Source organism: Occallatibacter sp. (assembly GCF_035317045.1).
Taxonomy (GTDB): Bacteria; Acidobacteriota; Terriglobia; order Terriglobales; family Acidobacteriaceae; genus Telmatobacter.
In genome coordinates this window covers 191,941-209,428 of sequence record NZ_DATHHT010000035.1, presented here as the reverse complement: position 1 = coordinate 209,428, position 17,488 = coordinate 191,941, and the positions used below count along the sequence as shown (strand labels likewise).

The 17,488-nt window shown below is 56.9% G+C and carries 16 protein-coding genes and 1 tRNA gene; 3 read left to right on the top strand and 14 right to left on the bottom strand.

The features are described 5' to 3' along the window. Positions 1 to 77: 77 nt before the first annotated feature. From VK574_RS17750 to VK574_RS17705, 10 genes are all read right to left on the bottom strand, one after another. Positions 78 to 755 (bottom strand): 1-(5-phosphoribosyl)-5-[(5-phosphoribosylamino)methylideneamino]imidazole-4-carboxamide isomerase, encoded by a 678-nt coding sequence (locus tag VK574_RS17750; protein ID WP_472801201.1) that lies wholly within the window; start codon positions 753 to 755, stop codon positions 78 to 80. Then, a complete protein-coding gene (gene hisF, locus VK574_RS17745; RefSeq protein WP_472801200.1) occupies positions 749 to 1,528 on the bottom strand; it encodes an imidazole glycerol phosphate synthase subunit HisF in 780 nt (259 codons plus the stop codon). The genes VK574_RS17750 and hisF overlap by 7 nt, the downstream gene beginning before the upstream one ends. Next, positions 1,522 to 2,058 carry a YcxB family protein gene (locus VK574_RS17740; protein ID WP_472801199.1) on the bottom strand — a complete coding sequence of 179 codons (537 nt, stop codon included), beginning with the start codon at positions 2,056 to 2,058 and terminating at the stop codon, positions 1,522 to 1,524. The genes hisF and VK574_RS17740 overlap by 7 nt, the downstream gene beginning before the upstream one ends. Next, positions 2,055 to 2,660: an imidazole glycerol phosphate synthase subunit HisH gene (hisH, locus tag VK574_RS17735; RefSeq protein WP_472801198.1), complete on the bottom strand. Its 606-nt coding sequence runs from the start codon at positions 2,658 to 2,660 to the stop codon at positions 2,055 to 2,057. The genes VK574_RS17740 and hisH overlap by 4 nt, the downstream gene beginning before the upstream one ends. Next, positions 2,660 to 3,286 carry an imidazoleglycerol-phosphate dehydratase HisB gene (gene hisB, locus VK574_RS17730; protein WP_472801248.1) on the bottom strand — a complete coding sequence of 209 codons (627 nt, stop codon included), beginning with the start codon at positions 3,284 to 3,286 and terminating at the stop codon, positions 2,660 to 2,662. The genes hisH and hisB overlap by 1 nt, the downstream gene beginning before the upstream one ends. Next, positions 3,286 to 4,383 carry a histidinol-phosphate transaminase gene (hisC, locus tag VK574_RS17725; RefSeq protein WP_472801197.1) on the bottom strand — a complete coding sequence of 366 codons (1,098 nt, stop codon included), beginning with the start codon at positions 4,381 to 4,383 and terminating at the stop codon, positions 3,286 to 3,288. The genes hisB and hisC overlap by 1 nt, the downstream gene beginning before the upstream one ends. Then, positions 4,376 to 5,689, bottom strand: a complete 1,314-nt coding sequence (gene hisD, locus VK574_RS17720; RefSeq protein ID WP_472801196.1) for a histidinol dehydrogenase — start codon at positions 5,687 to 5,689, stop codon at positions 4,376 to 4,378. Before hisD ends, hisC begins: the two co-directional genes overlap by 8 nt. Before the next feature lie 20 nt (positions 5,690 to 5,709). Then, positions 5,710 to 6,585 (bottom strand): ATP phosphoribosyltransferase, encoded by an 876-nt coding sequence (hisG, locus tag VK574_RS17715; RefSeq protein WP_472801195.1) that lies wholly within the window; start codon positions 6,583 to 6,585, stop codon positions 5,710 to 5,712. After that, the gene (hisI, locus tag VK574_RS17710; RefSeq protein ID WP_472801247.1) at positions 6,578 to 6,961 is read right to left on the bottom strand and encodes a phosphoribosyl-AMP cyclohydrolase; all 384 of its coding nucleotides are present in this window, start codon (positions 6,959 to 6,961) and stop codon (positions 6,578 to 6,580) included. Before hisI ends, hisG begins: the two co-directional genes overlap by 8 nt. A 222-nt stretch (positions 6,962 to 7,183) precedes the next feature. Then, complete coding sequence (locus VK574_RS17705) at positions 7,184 to 9,055, bottom strand: mechanosensitive ion channel family protein (RefSeq protein ID WP_472801194.1); 1,872 nt, start codon at positions 9,053 to 9,055, stop codon at positions 7,184 to 7,186. Positions 9,056 to 9,156: 101 nt separating this feature from the next. On the opposite strand from VK574_RS17705, the gene VK574_RS17700 reads away from it, so the two are divergent. Beyond that, complete coding sequence (locus tag VK574_RS17700; RefSeq protein WP_472801193.1) at positions 9,157 to 9,480, top strand: ComEA family DNA-binding protein; 324 nt, start codon at positions 9,157 to 9,159, stop codon at positions 9,478 to 9,480. Between the two features lie 5 nt (positions 9,481 to 9,485). Here the strand turns inward: VK574_RS17700 and VK574_RS17695 are convergent, their stop codons facing one another. Both VK574_RS17695 and VK574_RS17690 read right to left on the bottom strand, forming a co-directional pair. Continuing rightward, complete coding sequence (locus VK574_RS17695; RefSeq protein WP_472801192.1) at positions 9,486 to 12,665, bottom strand: efflux RND transporter permease subunit; 3,180 nt, start codon at positions 12,663 to 12,665, stop codon at positions 9,486 to 9,488. Positions 12,666 to 12,733: 68 nt separating this feature from the next. After that, a complete protein-coding gene (locus VK574_RS17690; protein WP_472801191.1) occupies positions 12,734 to 13,732 on the bottom strand; it encodes an efflux RND transporter periplasmic adaptor subunit in 999 nt (332 codons plus the stop codon). 584 nt (positions 13,733 to 14,316) lie between these two features. Between VK574_RS17690 and VK574_RS17685 the strand changes: the two genes are divergently transcribed. Together VK574_RS17685 and VK574_RS17680 are read left to right on the top strand one after the other, a co-directional pair. Beyond that, positions 14,317 to 14,394: transfer RNA gene (locus VK574_RS17685), tRNA-Glu, on the top strand. Between the two features lie 187 nt (positions 14,395 to 14,581). After that, positions 14,582 to 15,622 carry an SDH family Clp fold serine proteinase gene (locus VK574_RS17680; protein ID WP_472801190.1) on the top strand — a complete coding sequence of 347 codons (1,041 nt, stop codon included), beginning with the start codon at positions 14,582 to 14,584 and terminating at the stop codon, positions 15,620 to 15,622. Positions 15,623 to 15,962: 340 nt separating this feature from the next. Here VK574_RS17680 and VK574_RS17675 read toward each other — a convergent pair whose 3' ends face one another. Both VK574_RS17675 and VK574_RS17670 read right to left on the bottom strand, forming a co-directional pair. Beyond that, a complete protein-coding gene (locus tag VK574_RS17675) occupies positions 15,963 to 16,553 on the bottom strand; it encodes a recombinase family protein (protein WP_472801189.1) in 591 nt (196 codons plus the stop codon). 259 nt (positions 16,554 to 16,812) lie between these two features. Next, positions 16,813 to 17,052: a hypothetical protein gene (locus VK574_RS17670; RefSeq protein ID WP_472801188.1), complete on the bottom strand. Its 240-nt coding sequence runs from the start codon at positions 17,050 to 17,052 to the stop codon at positions 16,813 to 16,815. Positions 17,053 to 17,488 lie beyond the last annotated feature (436 nt).

Here is a 17,488-nt window from a genome sequence, read left to right as displayed (position 1 = left end):
TTACCGATGCTTTCAGAATATCTGATGCGTTGCGGATTCCAGCAGAATATGAGATGCCGCGATTGCCTTAGCGAAAATCACACTACAAGCAGATTCGTGTAAACCGCCATCCCCACCACGGCGTCCACGCCCATCGCATCCAGGTCGTCCACTTCCTGCTGGCTTCGGATGCCGCCTGCCACGATGAGCTGGCGCGCGGTCAGTCCGTGCAGACGTGCCGCAGCGTCAATCGGGAAGCCCTGCATCAACCCCTCGCCATCCACGTGCGTATAAAGATACGCAGCCACAAACGGATCAAGCTGCGGTATCGCTTCATCCGGAGTCAGCGCCACCTGCGCCTTCCAGCCCTTCACCGCAATGCGCCCATTCTTGGTGTCGATTCCCGCAACCACTCGCTCCGCCCCCACAGCCGCAGCAAGCGCTGAAGCAACATCTGCATTCACTTTTCCGTCTTCCGAAAACAATGCGGAGCCGATGATGACCCGCATCGCACCCGCGTTAATAATCTCGCTGGCCCGTTCGGTCGAACGAATCCCCCCTCCCACCTGGCATGGAAGCCGCCGCGCGATCTGCACGACCAGGCCAGAGTTATCGCCTTGTCGCATCGCCGCATCGAGATCGATAAGCTGTACCAGTGGAAACCGTGAAAACTTCTCGATCCAGTATTCGAAGTCATCGAACGAGAGCCGCAGCTTCTCGCCCTGCACCAGTTGCACGATCCGGCCGCCCATGAGATCAATCGAAGGAATCAGCATGGCAGTCTCACCGGAACGCCTGCGGCAACCAGTTCCTCTTTGAGTGACCGCGCACTCGACACGCCGAAGTGAAAGATACTCGCCGCGAGCGCCGCGTCTGCCTTCCCTCTGCCAAACACGTCGACGAAGTGCGCCACCGTCCCCGCGCCCCCCGATGCAATCACCGGAATATTCACCGACTCGCTCACTGCCGCTGTGAGTTCGCAATCAAATCCCGCCCGCGTCCCGTCCGCATCCATTGACGTAAGTAGAATCTCTCCCGCTCCACGTGCCTCCGCCTCCAGCGCCCACTCCACCACACGTCGTCCGGATGGCTTGCGTCCACCCTGCACAAACACTTGCGCATCGCGCACCGGGTCGTCGGCTTCTGGATCACGCCTCGCATCGATCGCCACCACCACAGCCTGCGCTCCAAAAGTGCGCCCAATTGCGCCGATCAGCGTGGGATCGGCCAGAGCCGCCGAGTTGATACTGATCTTGTCTGCGCCGGCCTCGAACACTTGCTCCGCCTCTTCTGCGCTGCGAATGCCGCCTCCCACGGTAAACGGCACGAACAACTCACGCGCCGTGCGTCGCACCGTCTCCAACAATGTCTGCCGCCCTTGGTGGGTAGCCGTAATGTCGAGCAGCACAATTTCATCCGCGCCTTCCCGCGCATGTCGCGCCGAAAGCGCCGCCGGATCACCGGCATCCACGATGTCCACAAACTGAACGCCCTTCACTACCCGCCCTTCATGGACATCGAGACAGGCAATGATTCGCTTGGTCAGCATGACATCCTCGCGGCGAATTGGCTGGCGATTAGGTCGTCAAGGTCGGCACGATCCGCAGAGTCCAGCGCGGGAGTCGGGAAGAGCAGGAACCGTTTCTCTGTCAAATAGAGGAGCGTCATCTTGTCGTCTTGTGCGAATTCGATGATTTTGTTCCACTCAAACGACTCCGCGGCAGTTCCGGCGATTGCAGACGATACAGCTGAGTCGTTCATTTCAATCCAGGCAGTTCTTTCCTCGGATGAGAATCTGCGTTCAAATTGCTTCTTGTATCTCTTGGCTTGCCGTCCTTTGGCCGTCAGCTTCAAGTAGACGACCGCAACAGTCAAGCCGAAGAGGGTTTCAAAACAATAGGGCATTCCCAGCCCAGGTAAACCCAGCTTTTTGACAACCACGCACCCAGTCACAGCCGCGAGAATCGGTATGCCCTCATAGACGAAGAAATGGACAAAGCGCCGAGTGGATGATTGGTGCCAACGAAGATATTGCGCAGCTTGATAATCAGCCAGCGTAAGAGTGAATTGAATCCTCAAGCTCTGGCCTCCATAAAATTGCGCAAAATCTTCAGTCCTGTCCCTCCAGACTTCTCCGGATGAAACTGAACACCCATCACGTTGCCGCTTTCCACGGCAGCGGCGAAAGGCTCAATGTAATGTGCCATCGCAGCGGTTTCAGTCGTGATGGGTGCCTTATAGGAATGCGTAAAATAGACGAACTCGCCCGCCCCGACTCCAACAAGAAGGCGCGATCCTGAATTGGTCTCTAATGAGTTCCAACCCACATGTGGAACCTTTTGGTTGCACTCCGGAAATCGCGTGCACGACTCTTTGAAGTGTCCAAGCCCCCGCTGATTCGCCGCTTCGCTCGACCCTGCGTACAGCCACTGCATTCCCACGCAAATTCCAAGAAACGGCACTCCCCGCGAAATCGCCGTCCGGATTGCTTCGGTCATACCTGTCGAATCCAACCGCTCGGTCGCCGCAAAATGCCCGACCCCTGGCAGCACAATCCGCTCCGCCGACCCGATCAGCGACAAATCCGAATCCGTTACCACTGCGTCCGCACCCAGGTGCCGCAGCGCCTTCAATACCGAAGTCAGATTTCCGGCCTTGTAGTCAATGACCGTGACGCGCATCAAAGGAGCCCCTTGGTGCTCGGCAGCAACTCGCCCAGTTGCTTATCGCGCGAACATGCCACACGCAACGCCCGCGCAAACGCCTTGAAGATCGCCTCGATCTTGTGATGATTCGACCGGCCGTACATCGTTTTCACGTGCACATTCGCCCGGGCGCCCCGCGCAAACCCCTCGAAGAAATCCGTCACCAACTCCGACTGGAGGTCGCCGACCAAGCGCGTCCTTACCTTTGTGTCCACTGCGTACGCCGCCCGCCCGCTCAAATCCACCGCGGCAATCGCCAGCGTCTCGTCCATCGGCATGATGAAATAGCCCGCGCGCAGTATCCCGCGCTTGTCGCCCAGCGCACGATCGAAAGCCTCACCCAGCGCGATCCCCACATCCTCAACTGTGTGGTGCTGATCAACATCCAAGTCGCCTTTGCACGTGAGTTCCAAGTCAAACGCCCCGTGCCGCGAAAACAGCTCCAGCATGTGATCGAAAAACCGGATGCCGGTGGAGATCTTGTACTGCCCCTTGCCTTCGATCTTAAGATCAATGGCGATGCGAGTTTCGTTCGTATCGCGTACAACGACGCCCCTGCGAGTTGCATTCTTACTCGAACTCTTCCGCAATCGAATAGCCATCATCGCCCCTCCTTGCAGCCGCGCAGTGTCTCCAGCGTCCTCTTCAATACGCCCACGGCTTCGCCCATCTGCTCTCGCGTGCCAATCGTGATGCGAACGCAACCGTCACATCCCGGATCATTCGATCGATCGCGCACCAGTACGCCACAGTCCGACATCAGGCGGACGAATTCAGCGTGTCTTGACCCGATTTCCACAAGGATAAAATTCGCACTACTCGGCCATCGACGCACACCCGCCGCGTCCAGCGCAGTTGCAAACTCCGCACACGCCGCATTCACTTCCCCGACGTACCAGTTCAGATAGGCTGCGTCTTCCAACGCCGGAGGCAAACAAGCCAGCGCCAGCGAGTTGACACTGTACGGCGAAAGTACGCGCCGGATCCATTGCATCGATTCTACCGGCCCGACCAGCACTCCCAGCCGTAACCCCGCCAGTCCGTACGCCTTCGAAAAAGTCCGCGCCACCATCACGTTTGGCACCGTATCAATCAGGTCGATCACGGTCTCGCCATAAAAGTGAAAATACGCTTCGTCTACCAGCACCACGGCCTGCGGAGCCCGCTGCGCAATCTCGACAATCTGCTCTCGCGTCGCAATCGACCCCGAGGGGCTGTTGGGATTTGCGATTGCAATGATCTTCGTCCGCGGCGTAATCGCGCTCAGTAGCCGCTCATACGGAAACTGCAAGTCGCCACCAGCCTGCACCTTCACCGTGCGTGCATCGGTTGTCGAGGCGTATACCTCGTACATCGTGTACGTCGGAACTGGTAGCAGCAGCTCGTCGTCTGCCTCGAGAAATGTTTCGAACAGAACATGAATCGCCTCATCCACTCCGTTTGTCAAAACAACCTGCTCCGGCGCGACGCCCACGTGTTTCGCCACTATCCTCTCCACCGGCGCTCTTTCCGGATAGCGCGTAAGCTCCCCGCCTGAGATGCGGCCCAGAACTTCGCGCACTCTAGGCGAGCACGCAACCGTGTTCTCGTTGAAGTCGAGCCGCATCGCATCGCGATTCCCCAGCGGCGGGTGATACTCCTTCATCGCCTGAACACGCGCACGCGGAATCGGTTGAACAACTGAAGCGGATTTACGCATGGGCCCTGCTTCCGCGTGCACCAGCCGAAACTTGCTTCGGTGAAGCCTTGCGCAACCGCACGCGAATTGCTTCAGTGTGTCCAGTCAAGCCCTCCGCCTCCGCCAGCAAGGCTGCCTTAGCACCCAGCAAGCGAATTCCTCGCGCAGTGTACTCCTGCACCGTAACGAGCTTCACGAAATCATTCACGCTAAGTCCGCCACGCACCCGCGCCATCCCGCCAGTCGGCAGCGTATGGTTCGGCCCCGAAATGTAATCGCCCATCGGCTGCGCCGACCATCGGCCCACAAACACCGAGCCGGCATGCGACACCCACTCCAGATCCTCAACCGCATCCACCGTCAAATGCTCTGGCGCAAGCCGATTCGTAATTTCACGAGCCTCCTCAACGTCCGCCGCAATAATCGCAACCCCATTCCGATCGAGCGCCGCGCGCGCTATGGGATTCTTGCGACTTTGCTTCCTGGTTTCCCCAACCACCCGTCGCGCAAGTTCACTTCGAGTCGTCACGAAAATCGCAAGCGCCTCTGGATCGTGCTCAGCCTGCGCAACAAGATCTGTCGCAATTTCTGCCGGATCGCCGCGCTCGCTGATGACGACAACCTCTGTCGGCCCCGCCAGCATATCAATCGCGCAATCAAATGCAACAAGCCGCTTGGCCGCTGTCACATACAAATTGCCAGGCCCCACAATCTTGTCCACCCGCACAATCGTCGCCGTACCGTAAGCCAACGCCGCAATCGCATGTGCCCCACCAACGCGATAGAACTCGCTGATGCCAAGCAGATGTGCCGCCGCCAGTGTTTCCAGTGCAGGCTTCGGCGAAACCGCAACAACCCGCTCCACTCCCGCCACCTGCGCGGGAATTGCCGTCATCAGCAGCGTCGAAGGCAACGGATGGCGCCCACTGGGCACATAGCAACCCACCGAACTGATCGGCCGCACAAGTTGTCCCACCGTGAGCCCTGCCGTCGAAGATCTGCTCCATGACTTGGGAAGCTGCTGCTTCGCGAACCGCCGAATCTGTCCCGCCGCCGCCCTGAGCGCCTCGCGGAGCGCCGGATCAATCGCATCCCATGCCACTGCCATCTCCTGCGGCTCAATCCTCAACCGCGACGCATCCTCAAGCCCGTCGAATTGTGCAGCATGGCGAAGCAACCCCCGATCACCATCGCGGCGGACACGCGCGACGATGCGCTTCACCGCCGGCAGCACGGAGTCCAGGGCCGCGCCACCCCGCCTTTCCAGCGCAGCCAAGACGGCGGCAGCTTCACCTGCTCTTCGCCCTCGAGTTCGAATCACCTTCATCGTTCTCGTCCCGTCTCTTCCTACAGCACTACTTTGTTTAGCGGATACTCGACGATCCCGGTTGCACGCGCAGCCTTCAGCTTGGGAATTACATCCCGCGCAACGCGCTCTTCGACAATCGTGTTCACCGCGACCCAATCCGAATCGCTCAACTGCGATATCGTCGGCGAATTCAACGCCGGTAACACCGCCAGCACACCTTCGAGATCAGCGCGCTGCACGTTGAGCATCAGGCCAACCTGCGACTGCGCATCGATCGCTCCCCGTAGCATCACCGCGATCTGGTCGATCTTTTCACGCTTCCAGTCGTCGACCAAAGCAATCTTTCCGGCGATTAGGTGGGTCTCGCTCTCCATCACGGTGTCAATGATCTTTAGATGATTCGCCTTGAGTGAACTGCCCGTTTCAGTCACTTCCACAATCGCATCAGCGAGCGTTGGCGGCTTCACCTCGGTCGCGCCCCAGCTAAACTCTACCTTTACGTTCACGCCCTTTTCGGCAAAGTATCGTTTCGTGACTTCCACCAGTTCCGTCGCGATAATCTTCCCTTCCAGATCTTCAGCCCTCTGATACCGGCTCGCATCAGGCACTGCAAGCACCCAGCGCACCTTGCGCCGACTCTGTTTTGCGTACGTCAACGTGGTCACGCTCGTAACATCCAGTCCACTTTCCACTACCCAATCAATGCCGGTTAGTCCGGCATCGAGTACGCCGTGTTCGACGTAGCGCGCCATCTCCTGCGCGCGAATCAGCATGCATTCAATCTCCGCATCATCAATCGACGGAAAATACGATCGCCCGTCCGTGTATATATTCCACCCCGCGCGCTTGAAGAGGGCGATGGTCGAATCCTGAAGGCTGCCCTTGGGCAATCCGAGCCGGAGTTTGTTAGCCACGCGCCACCTCCACCACTTTTGAAAACGCAACTGGCTTCGTAAAGCAACTTACGGTGCCCTCGTGGCAGACCAGCCCGTCGCCATCCACCATCACACGAAACAGCAGCGAATCGTTGTCGCAGTCGGTTGCTGCAGAAACAATGCGTAGCCGATTGCCGCTGGTCTCGCCCTTCATCCACAGCTTCTGCCGCGAGCGGCTCCAGAAGGTAACAAATCCCGTCTCAAGCGTCCTAGCGTAGCTCTCCGGATTTAGAAAACCCAGCATCAGCACCTCGCCGGTCTGCGCATCCTGCACGATGCCGGCCACAAGGCCGTCCATCTTTTCGAAATCAATTGTTGGTTGTGAGTTCATCGTCTTTCTCGATTTACGTTGGATTCTGCTGCAAAATCAAAAGCCCACCGGCTCTTGTGCCGGCGGGCTTTGGGGTTCTTCGATCTCTCTGGCCGTCTATTTCAGGCCATGACAGTCCGCCGGCATGGATGTTCCATGATGGTGGTGATGACCGTGATGGCGGCTGCTGTGCATCTGTTTCAAAAGTAAGGCATCCATCAACGGGTGTCAACCTCACGTGCTCAATCAGAAATGCTCGCGGGCAGTCTACCCGCTTTTCGCGCCGACAGTTGCGTCCGGCTCGGTCTTCGGTCCGGGATTGCGCAGCAGCTCAATCAGCTTCTGATACAGCCGGTTCCGCACTTCAAATCGCTCCGATGCGCGCGTCACGTAGCAAACCAGAACCTCTATGCCTGAGGCCGACGGACGCAGGTTCTCCACGGCGGTCGCGCTGAATCGGCTAAGGCTGTCGCCGTGCGCACCACGCTTCCACTCCTGCTCGGCGAGACCGGCATTTTTCTCCGTCTCCCCCACAACCGCCTTCTGAATACGGTCGAGCAGCTCGTGTACATTCTCCGTCGCAGGCAGAGTCAACGAAATCTCATCCCACATCCATTGCCCGCTGGTCGAGAAGTTGAAGTACTTCCCGCGGATGGCAAACCCATTCATGAAGGTGATTCTGCGCCCCGTCGGCAAGCCCCTGTCCGCAAGTGTCCCGGTTTCCAGCAGTGTCGTGGTGAACAACCGCACTTCGATCACCTCACCGCCCACCCCGTCAATCTCCACCCAATCTCCCACGTGAATGCCGTTCTTGCCGATCAGCACAAACCAGCCGAGGAACGCAATAATGAAGTCCTGCAGCGCAATCGTAAGCGCTGCCGTCGCCAGGCCAAGAATTGTCGGCGTCTCACGGGGCGTACCAAAAATCACCAGCAGGATAATCACGACCCCGACGACCTGGATGGAGAGTTCCAGAATGCTGCGCAGGGTCTGCGAACGCCGGCGGTCCAGTACGGGCGTGTCCATCAGCCGGCGTACCAGGGCATCGCAAGAAACCATGCAGATACCGATAAACGCAATCAACGCCAGCGACTGCAGAATCAGGTGGAGCACTATGCGATGCTGGAGCAGTACTTGCGCGGACCATTTGCCATACACGGTCGCCAGCTGCTGCTCCGTCTGGATGCGATCGTCCAGGATGCTGAGAATCTGCCGTTGCGCGGTTCTGTCCTTGAGCCCCTCGAGTTTCTCGTCAAGATCGTCTGTGTGGACCGCGGCTGAGTTGGCCTTCGTCTCAAGTGCGTTATGCTGCGCGGTCAGGCTTGCAATGTCGGCTCTCGTCTGGTTTAGAGCTTGTTGCAGCAGATCGTAGCGGCTTCGCTGCCTGAACCACGCACCAATGCGTCCAGCCATGGTTCCGTAGCGGCGTTCTGAGATGACCGCCAACTGGCCGCCCTCGTGAACTCGCTTGTCGTACTCGCGCATCGTGGATTCGTGCGCGTTCAGCTCTGCTTGTATCTGCGATGTCTGGTCCCCGGATGCCCGATCCAGATCCTGCTGCGCGTCGGCCAGCTCATCCGTGTCTAACCCGAGCTGCGCTTTCGACACTTGCAGGTCGCCTTCGTCATACTCGGCAGGCTTGCCGTTCTTTGGCGGAGGCAACTTCAAGTGCTCGGTGATCGTTTGCACGTCATCCTTGTCCTGAGCGATGAGCTGTTGCAACTGTGTCACCTTCCTCGAAAGCGCCAGCGCATCGCCGGTAAGGGTTATGTGCTGCGAGTCGAGCGTGGCTTGGCGCAACGACGACGCGAATGCCTGGTCGACTTCGTGGTCTGCAAGTCTCTCGGCATCCTGCGCGTACTCCTTCTCCTCCGCTGTCATGGCGAGCGGAGCGAGTGCCTGTGCGGTCTGCCACGGACTCACATCCACAATCGTCTTCTTCCCGCCGATCGCGCGGTTGGGATTGTTCTTTGGATTCAGGAACGACAGATTCCCCATCGCATCGCGCGTAGTCCACGCAAATACAAGACACACTGCCAGCAGCGCGAAGAGAATGAGAAGAATGACGAGCCGCGTGCTGCCAAGCACTCGACTGCGCAGCTTTTGTCCGGCGGAAGAAGCAACTGGGGGGATTGCCATAACACCATTTTTGCAGGAAACCGGCCTCCCAGTCTCCATCTTTTCGCCATGTTCCTGACTGAAGGTTTACGCGTCCATCGCCCGGGGAGCAGAATAGGCCAGTGAGGATACAACCTTTCTTTCGAACCCTGGCGGCTGCGCTCATCTATACTCTCTCGACCGGTTATGCGGGTTTCGCCTCTCAATCCGCACAAGCCCAAGCCTTCTTTCAGACTCGGCCCGCGCCGGAAGAGCGCGTCGATCTCAACTCCGCGACCCTCGATCAACTCATGAAGGTTCCCGGCATAACGCGCACCTGGGCTGCGCGCATCATTCGCTACCGCCCCTATCGTGGCAAAAACGACCTCGTCGATCGAGGTGTAGTCCCGAGTCAGGTATACGACCGCATCAAGGACTACATCATCGCGCATCGCAGCAAGTCTTAAGGCTATTAGATCGCTTCCTCCTGCGCCGCCCCATGATCGTCGCCGCGTCGCAACAGCCGGCTCAACAACACGTACAGCACGGGAATGAACACCAGGTTTAGCACGGTTGAGAACAGCATGCCGCCCACAATCGTTGTGCCCACTGAGCGTCTTCCCAGCGCGCCCGCACCTGTTGCAAATACCAGCGGCAGTACCCCTAGGATGAACGCGAACGAAGTCATCAGAATCGGACGAAGCCGCAACTCCGCCGCCTCAATTGCAGCATCCGCAATCGATCGGCCTTTGCGCCGCAATTGCTCGGCAAACTCCACGATAAGAATCGAGTTCTTGGCCGAGAGACCAATCAGCATCACCAGCCCAATCTGGCAGTAGACATCGTTTGACATGCCGCGCAGCGCCACCAACCCCAGTGCGCCAAGCACCGCCATCGGCACCGCCAGCAAAATGATGAAAGGCAACGCAAAGCTCTCGTACTGCGCCGAAAGCGTGAGATACACCACGAGAAGTCCGAGCCCAAAGATGATCAGTGCGCGCCCGCTCGATTCAATCTCATCCAGCGTCAGTCCGGTCCATTCGTAACGCATGCCGGGCATCATGTTTTGCTTTGCCAACTCCTCCATGCCCGTGATTCCCTGGCCCGAACTGAATCCAGGCGCGGGCGATCCATCGATCTCGACCGCGCGAAACAGGTCGTAGTGCGTAATCACCGGCGGACCCGAGCTCTCCGTTACCGCCGCAAGATTGTCCAGCGGAATCATCTGTCCTGAATCCGACCGAACATAGTAATCATGCAGGTCTTTCGCCGTCATGCGATAAGGCTGGTCGGCCTGTACATACACACGGTAGGTGCGGTTATTGAAATCGAAGTCGTTCACGTATTGTGAACCCATGAACACGCCGAGCGCAGTGGTGATCTGCGAAAGCGGCACATTCATCGCCTTCGCCTTGTCGCGATCAATGTTGACGAGCACCTGCGGATCGTTTGCCGAAAATGTTGTGATGAGCCCGGTCACGTCTTTACGCGCGCGTCCGGCTCCGACAACCTGGTGCGCCACACGGTCAAGATCAGAGATGGTGTTCACGCCCGTATCCTGCAGCATGAACTGGAAGCCACCATAGCTGCCGACACCCTGCACGGCCGGTGGCTGGATCACGGCGACGAGACCGCCGTTAGGCTGAAACATGAATGCACCGAGCTTTGGAGAAAGGTCGGCAACAATATCCGCTGCAGAATGACCCTTTCCCCTGCGATCCTTCGCAGGCTTCGTGCTGATAAACATCAATCCCGCATTTGAAGCGTTCCCCGTAAAGCTGAAACCCATGATCGAAAACGCACCGACAATATCTTTATTCGAATAGATAACCGCCTGCGCGCGATCGGCAAGAGCAGTGGTATAAGCCAGCGAAGAGCCCGGCGGCGCCTGCACGATTCCAATTAAATACCCCTGATCTTCCTGCGGAATGAAGCCAGTCGGAACGGTCCTGTAGATCCATGCGGTCGCTCCGAGCCCGACAAAGAAGACCAACAACAACACGAACCGAAGCTGCAGCGCCACGTGAATAATCTTTGCGTACGTCTTGCCCAGCCACGTCACCAACCCATCTGCGCCGTGAATGAACCCCGCAAACGCTCGCGAAAGCGGCTTGATGTGCAGAAAATCAAGTTGCTGCGGCCGCGCCTCTTCGCCGCGCAGGAACATCGCTGAAAGCGCCGGCGAAAGCGTCAGAGCATTGAACGCCGAAATCGCAATCGAAAAGGCGATAGTCAGCGAAAATTGCCGGTACAGAATTCCCGTCGTCCCCGGAAAAAACGAGACCGGCACAAACACGGCAATCAGCACAAGCGACGTTGCAATCACCGCGCTCGTCACCTCGCTCATCGCGCGTGACGCCGCCTCGTGCGGGTTTGAGTGCTCCATGGCGATGTGTCGCTGCACGTTCTCGATCACCACGATCGCGTCGTCCACCACCAAGCCGGTCGCCAGCGTAATTCCAAACAGCGTCAGCGAGTTGACTGAGAAGTTGAAGATCCGAATGAACGCAAAGGTCCCAATCAGCGAAACCGGAATTGTCACTGCCGGAATGATCGTCGCGCGCCAATCCAGCAGGAACAGAAAGATCACGAGAATGACGATCCCGATGGCCTCGCCAAGAGTCACAAGCACTTCGCGGATCGAATCCCCGACAACCGTTGTCGAATCGAATGCGACGGCATACTGAAGTCCCGGAGGAAAGCTCTTCGAAAGCTCCTGCAAAACGGCCTTTGCCTTGGTGTCTACATCGAGCGCATTCGCGTTGGAGAGTTGAATCACGCCAACGCCCTGCGCCGAGTGCCCGTTGTATTCGAGCGACGAACTGTAGTCCTCCGCACCAATCTCAGCGTGTCCCACATTCTTCAGCAGGATTAGTCCGTTGGCATTGCTCTTGATAATGATGTTGTCGAACTGCTCTGGGCTCGAAAGACGCCCCACCACGCGCACCGGGATCTGATAGGCCTGGTTTTCGTTGGCCGGCGGCTGTCCCAGCTGGCCGGCGGGAATCTCGACATTCTGCTCGAGGAGCGCGTTGATCACGTCCGTTGCCGTAAGGCCATTCACTGAAAGCTTCAGCGGATCGAGCCACACGCGCATCGCGTACTTGCGCTCGCCAAAGATATTCACGTCGCCCACTCCCGGCACGCGCTTCAACGCGTCTTTTACGTAAACATCCAGGTAATTCGAGATGAACTCGTGAGAATAGCGTCCATCGAGCGTAAAGAATCCCGCGCCGAACACAAAATTGGTATTTGCCTTGGTAATCGTGATTCCGGTTGCATTCACGGCCGCAGGCAGCCGTCCCGTTACGCTGGCGACACGGTTTTGCACATCGACGGCCGCGATATCCAGGCTGTAGCCGGTCTGAAAGGTCGCGGTGATCTGGCTCGTCCCGCTATTGGTGCTGGCGGAGCGGATGTAGCGCATGCCCTCCACTCCATTGATCGCCTCTTCGAGGGGAATGGTGACAGCCTTCTCCACCGTATCGGCATTCGCGCCCACATAGTTGCAGGTTACGTTCACCTGTGGCGGCGACAGCGTGGGATACATCGCCACCGGAAGAGTGGGAATGCAAACCGCTCCCGCCAGAATAATCAGTAGCGCGCAAACCGTTGCAAACACCGGTCGATGAATAAAAAAATCAACAAACAAGATGAGTCCTCTTTCGTTGTGTTCCGGCCCGCGCCTTCACGCGCACTGCCTGCAGGCAGCAGCCATGCTTAGCCAGGAATCGGAGAAACCGGCATTCCGTTCACAAGGAACTGCGTACTCGACACCACCACCTGGTCTCCCGCATTCAAGCCAGAGGTGACGGAGTAGGAGTTTCCGACGGTGTCTCCAAGCGTGACGGGCGTCTCCGCGGCGATGTATTGCCCATTCGGCTGCTTCCGCGCGACGTAAATGAACGGCTGCCCGCCTTGCCGCGTAACTGCCAGAACCGGCACCACCACCATCGGCTTGGTGCTCCAGATTACCCGCGCCTTGATCAACTGCGCGTTGCGCATGATGTCTGGCGTGGGGCGCACAGGCGCCTTTGCCAGAATGCCCTGCAAATTTGGATCCACCTGCGGCGACAGGAAATCGATCTTCGACTTCTCCAGCAGCTTTCCGCTCGTGTCGTACAACTCTACGGCGAGGCCCATGCGCGCCTGGCTTGACCGCTCGGTCGGAATATAGATGTACGCCTCGAGATCCCCGGGCTGGTCCACTGTCGTCAAAAAGTTCGTCGGCGACGACTGCGGAGATACATAGTCCCCCACGTGCACGGGGATGTCTCCGACCACTCCGTCAAACGGTGCGCGAACCGAATAGTACCCCAGCTGAGCCTCCTGCACGTCTCGCGTTCCCCGGGCAGCTTCGTAGTCAGCCTTGGCATTGTCGTAGGCCTGCTGCGCCTGGTCCAGCGCGTCCTTGCTCGTCACGCCGGCGTCGAACAGCTTCTTCTGGCGACCAAGTTCGATGCTGTCGTAGTCGTACAGGGCCTTTTTCTGCCGCTCCGTCGCTCCCTGCGAAGCCACCGTCGCCTGCTGCTGGCGCGGATCGATCTCCATCAGCGCCTGGCCGGCCTTCACGTGCTCGCCACTGTGCACCAGGATTTTGGTCAGAAGTCCGCTCACCTGTGGCAGAATTGTTGCCGAGCGCCGCGACTTGATCGTTGCCATGTACTCGTTGCTCTGGGCCACCGGTTGCAACTGCACCGCTACCGTTTTCACTGGCATCGCCTGCATCCCAGCGGCTCCCTGGGGAGCCTTCTGCGGAGCCTGCTGGCATCCGATTACAGCCAATCCAACCAGCAAAGTGCTGCTTGCACAAAAAATGCGTTTCAAAATTGTGACCCCTTACTCAGTCCCACGCCCCTTTTCCCGGGCGATGGAGAACGAAATGCAGGATTTATGTTACAACCCGCGAGTCAGCGTGTTCTGTGATACGCACAGAAATCGTTGCACCCTGATAAGCAAAATTGGTTGAGTATGACAGGCCTCGGTGACGCATCAGTCCAGCCGATTGTCGCAAAAAATCGCCATCGCCACATGCGCGTTGTTGCCACCCGGTCTGCTGTAACGTCAGGCGCTCTCTCCCAACCCGGCAATCGGATCAAAGCGAACGGGATGCATCCACCAGTTAAACTCAGTGGGACTCGGTTGAGCACCTCGGACAGGTCGGCGGAATTGCCGGTCCTGGGGATTTCAGAACTGAAAACTGACAACTGAATTCGCTTCTTTGACATGGGTTCAACAGGTTGGTACCCTTCTTAAGGGCGCATCCCGGCCAATCTGACCGCCTTTCTGCCCTTTCCAATAGCGTCCCCGTCGTCTAGCCCGGCCTAGGACACCGCCCTTTCACGGCGATAACACGGGTTCAAATCCCGTCGGGGACGCCAAATAAAATCAATAACTTACAGCAATGTGTAGGCTGCCTACATGTGGCCCCTGTGACGCTATTGTGACGATTGCCCTGTCGAATCCGGTGCAATCTGCCACTTTCGTTCAATAGAAAATTGAATATCAATGACTCAGCATCGACTCACGCTGTATATTTCCCAACATCCTTGCTAGTGGAGAGTCAAATTGGGCAGAGCAGAACGTGTGGGGCTCATCAAGCAGTTGGAAAAGGAGCGAGGAAGCCATCTAGTTTCCTACATCACGAGCACTCGCTCAAATCGAGAAGTTCAGATGGCGATGGATTCGGTTCGCAAAATCTACGATCATTTGCGAGCCATAGACAAGCCCAAAAAAGATGTGAAGGTGGATCTGTTCCTCCATAGCAATGGGGGAGATGGAACGGTGCCTTGGCGGCTTGTCACTTTGATTCGTGAATTTGCTTCCAAATTTTCGGTGCTTGTTCCCTTCAAGGCGTTCAGCGCCGCCACGTTGACGGCCCTCGGTGCGAACGAAATCGTGATGCACCCGATGGGAATGCTTGGACCGACCGATCCGACTGTGACGAACCCATTCAATCCTCCCGATCCGAAGGATCCCAGTAAGCTCATCGGGATTAGCGTGGAGGACGTGACTGCATACATTGCGTTGGTCAAAGAGGATGCTGGGATTCAACATGAGGATGAATTAATTCAAGCGTTCAGGCTTTTGGCAGAGAGAGTGCATCCTCTGGCTCTCGGAAATGTTAAGAGGTCTCTGTCGCAATCCAGAATGATGGCGAAGAAACTGCTTGCTCTTCACATGGGCAAATCGGATGATCACAAGATTGAAGAAATTGTGGACAGCTTGACTTCAAAACTCTTTTTTCATGGTCATCCAATTAATCGTCGAGAAGCCAAAGACCAAGTTGGCTTGGGTGCAGTGGCAGTGCCCTCTTTAAACGTAGAGAAGACTATGTGGGCATTGTATGAGCAGTACGAAAAGGAAATGGACATGGAAGAGCCGTTTGTTCCTGTTCTCGAGTTCTTAGATCAATTTCCTGGTACCCTACCTGCAACTGGCGAAACTACCCCAGAGAAGACATCTAGGCTGGCATTCATTGAATCGGTATCCCACGCAGACATCTTTCGCCAAGCCTATCAAATTAAAGGCTCCCCGAATCCTGCGGGGGGTATTCAAACGGCAGTTCTGGTGACCAAAAGCGGGTGGGTAAAGGAGAATTCAAATTGAATTCATTGACAGCCGTTGTATGCTGATTCTGTGCCTACTTGCATCCATGCGATGTATTTACGCGTCCAAGAATGTGAGGAAAGTTTGATGATTTTGACAGACACTTCAACACTGAGCCACCCGATCGCACCGGAGCGCTTCAGTAGTGTGTCGGAACCGAGAGACTCTTCGATTGTGTTACCAGAGTTGAATTCAGTCACCGGAGTTAATTGGACTTCAGGGATTGAGTACTGGCTCTCAGAGGAAATTCAGGAAGTAGTGGAACTACGCTAAGTTCTCTTTTCCCTCTCCCCTTCCCGCGAAAGAAGTAGGTTCTGACTTACATCAATTGATGGACTCCTCATGCAACCATGAGTATCTTCAGAACAGTGTTTGTGCTGAGGTGTAGCTTCTCTGCGATCTGTCGAATGCTCTTGCCCTGATCGCGCAGCTTGCGTACACCCTGAAGAGTCTTTGGATTGTCGGATGCCTTTGGCCGTCCACCGATGCGGCCCTGTGCCTTGGCTCTCTCCAGACCGGCAATGGTTCGCTCGGACAGTCTTACACGTTCCTGCTTTGCTACAGCGGCAAGGATTCCGATGACAGCTTCTTTGAAGATGCCCGTCGAGTCTAGGTACTGCTCCGTAAACGACCTGTAGTTCACGCCGTAGCTTGTCAGCCGCTGTAGATGATTCAGCGTCTCCACGGTTCCTTCACGGCTAAATCTGTCGAGCGACCAGAAGAGCAGTACATCGAACTCGCGGCGAGAAGCAGCAGTGAACATCTTCCGAAATTGTTCACGGTCACTGTGCTTGCCGCTGGCGCGGTCCACGTATTCAGCGGTGATCTTCCACCCTTGAGTCTTTGCGAACCCTCGCAACTGCCGCAACTGGTTTTCGGTGTCCTGTTTCCCATCCTTCTTTGAGACCCTTGCATACAAGGCAACTTTCATACTCTCCCCCTGAACTGATTGTCTCAATAAACGGATGTTAAGTGCAACACCAGTTTCGGCCACTGAAAGCTAGGCCAATTGCAGGTTGAAAAGCACCCCTTTTTTGAGACATGGGCCTGATTTGGGGGCCCTAGGGCCATTTTTGGTAGGGTTTCCTCATCCTAGGCACACAAATTGCTCTGTGAGCTTCCTAGGGGCCTAGGATTTGACCTTTCGGATGCTGGCTGAGAGGTTTGGAGGAGTGGAGACTCCCCCTTTTTCAATCATCCCCACTGGAGGAATCCAGCATCGGGGGTGCAGGCCTCTCACCTTGGATGGTGGGTGGTGTGAAGAATCCTGCCGCCATGTCGGCAGGGCGCAAGCGCCCATCGCCGTCCGATTCCATGAAGCAAATTTCCACGCTCCGTGGTCCGAGCGCAGCGGCCTGTGCGAGTTCACCCGGCGCTACCTTGCCTCCGCCTGGCTCCGTAAGTCTCACCAACATTTCGAGCGCAGCCATGCCCGCTCCACCTGAATGCATCTCGCCGCTGATCCGCGAATGACAGACCGATACGCCCATCTGTCGCAGCAGTTCTTGCTCGATGCTGCGAAGCAACTCGACGGCAAGCTCTCACTCACACCTGCGACCGAAGAGACGGGACAGGCCAGCAAGTAGGACGCCCATGTACTCAGGAGGCCCCATCAATAGCGGCTGTTTCCTCTGTGACGCTATTGTGACTATTCCCCCTGATAACATGCCCAAACTGGACAAAACTCTTACCCACCATACAAAGCCATTAACACCAGTGTTTTGCAAAACTTAGCCTAACCTTTGCAAACATTGCCAAACACCATAAAAGGCCCTTTCACGGCGATAACACGGGTTCAAATCCCGTCGGGGACGCCAAATATAATCCAAAATCTCCATCTGTACTCCCCGCAGAAAGTCCCGACGT

Excerpts from the sequence above, each read along its gene's own strand:
- VK574_RS17690 (WP_472801191.1), bottom strand. The coding sequence starts at position 13,732 with ATGCCAGTGAAAACGGTAGCGGTGCAGTTGCAACCGGTGGCCCAGAGC.
- hisF (WP_472801200.1), bottom strand. The coding sequence starts at position 1,528 with ATGCTGACCAAGCGAATCATTGCCTGTCTCGATGTCCATGAAGGGCGG.
- hisB (WP_472801248.1), bottom strand. The coding sequence starts at position 3,286 with ATGGCTATTCGATTGCGGAAGAGTTCGAGTAAGAATGCAACTCGCAGG.
- VK574_RS17670 (WP_472801188.1), bottom strand. The coding sequence starts at position 17,052 with ATGGCTGCGCTCGAAATGTTGGTGAGACTTACGGAGCCAGGCGGAGGC.
- hisD (WP_472801196.1), bottom strand. The coding sequence starts at position 5,689 with ATGAAGGTGATTCGAACTCGAGGGCGAAGAGCAGGTGAAGCTGCCGCC.
- VK574_RS17750 (WP_472801201.1), bottom strand. The coding sequence starts at position 755 with ATGCTGATTCCTTCGATTGATCTCATGGGCGGCCGGATCGTGCAACTG.
- hisC (WP_472801197.1), bottom strand. The coding sequence starts at position 4,383 with ATGCGTAAATCCGCTTCAGTTGTTCAACCGATTCCGCGTGCGCGTGTT.
- hisH (WP_472801198.1), bottom strand. The coding sequence starts at position 2,660 with ATGCGCGTCACGGTCATTGACTACAAGGCCGGAAATCTGACTTCGGTA.
- VK574_RS17705 (WP_472801194.1), bottom strand. The coding sequence starts at position 9,055 with ATGGCAATCCCCCCAGTTGCTTCTTCCGCCGGACAAAAGCTGCGCAGT.
- VK574_RS17675 (WP_472801189.1), bottom strand. The coding sequence starts at position 16,553 with ATGAAAGTTGCCTTGTATGCAAGGGTCTCAAAGAAGGATGGGAAACAG.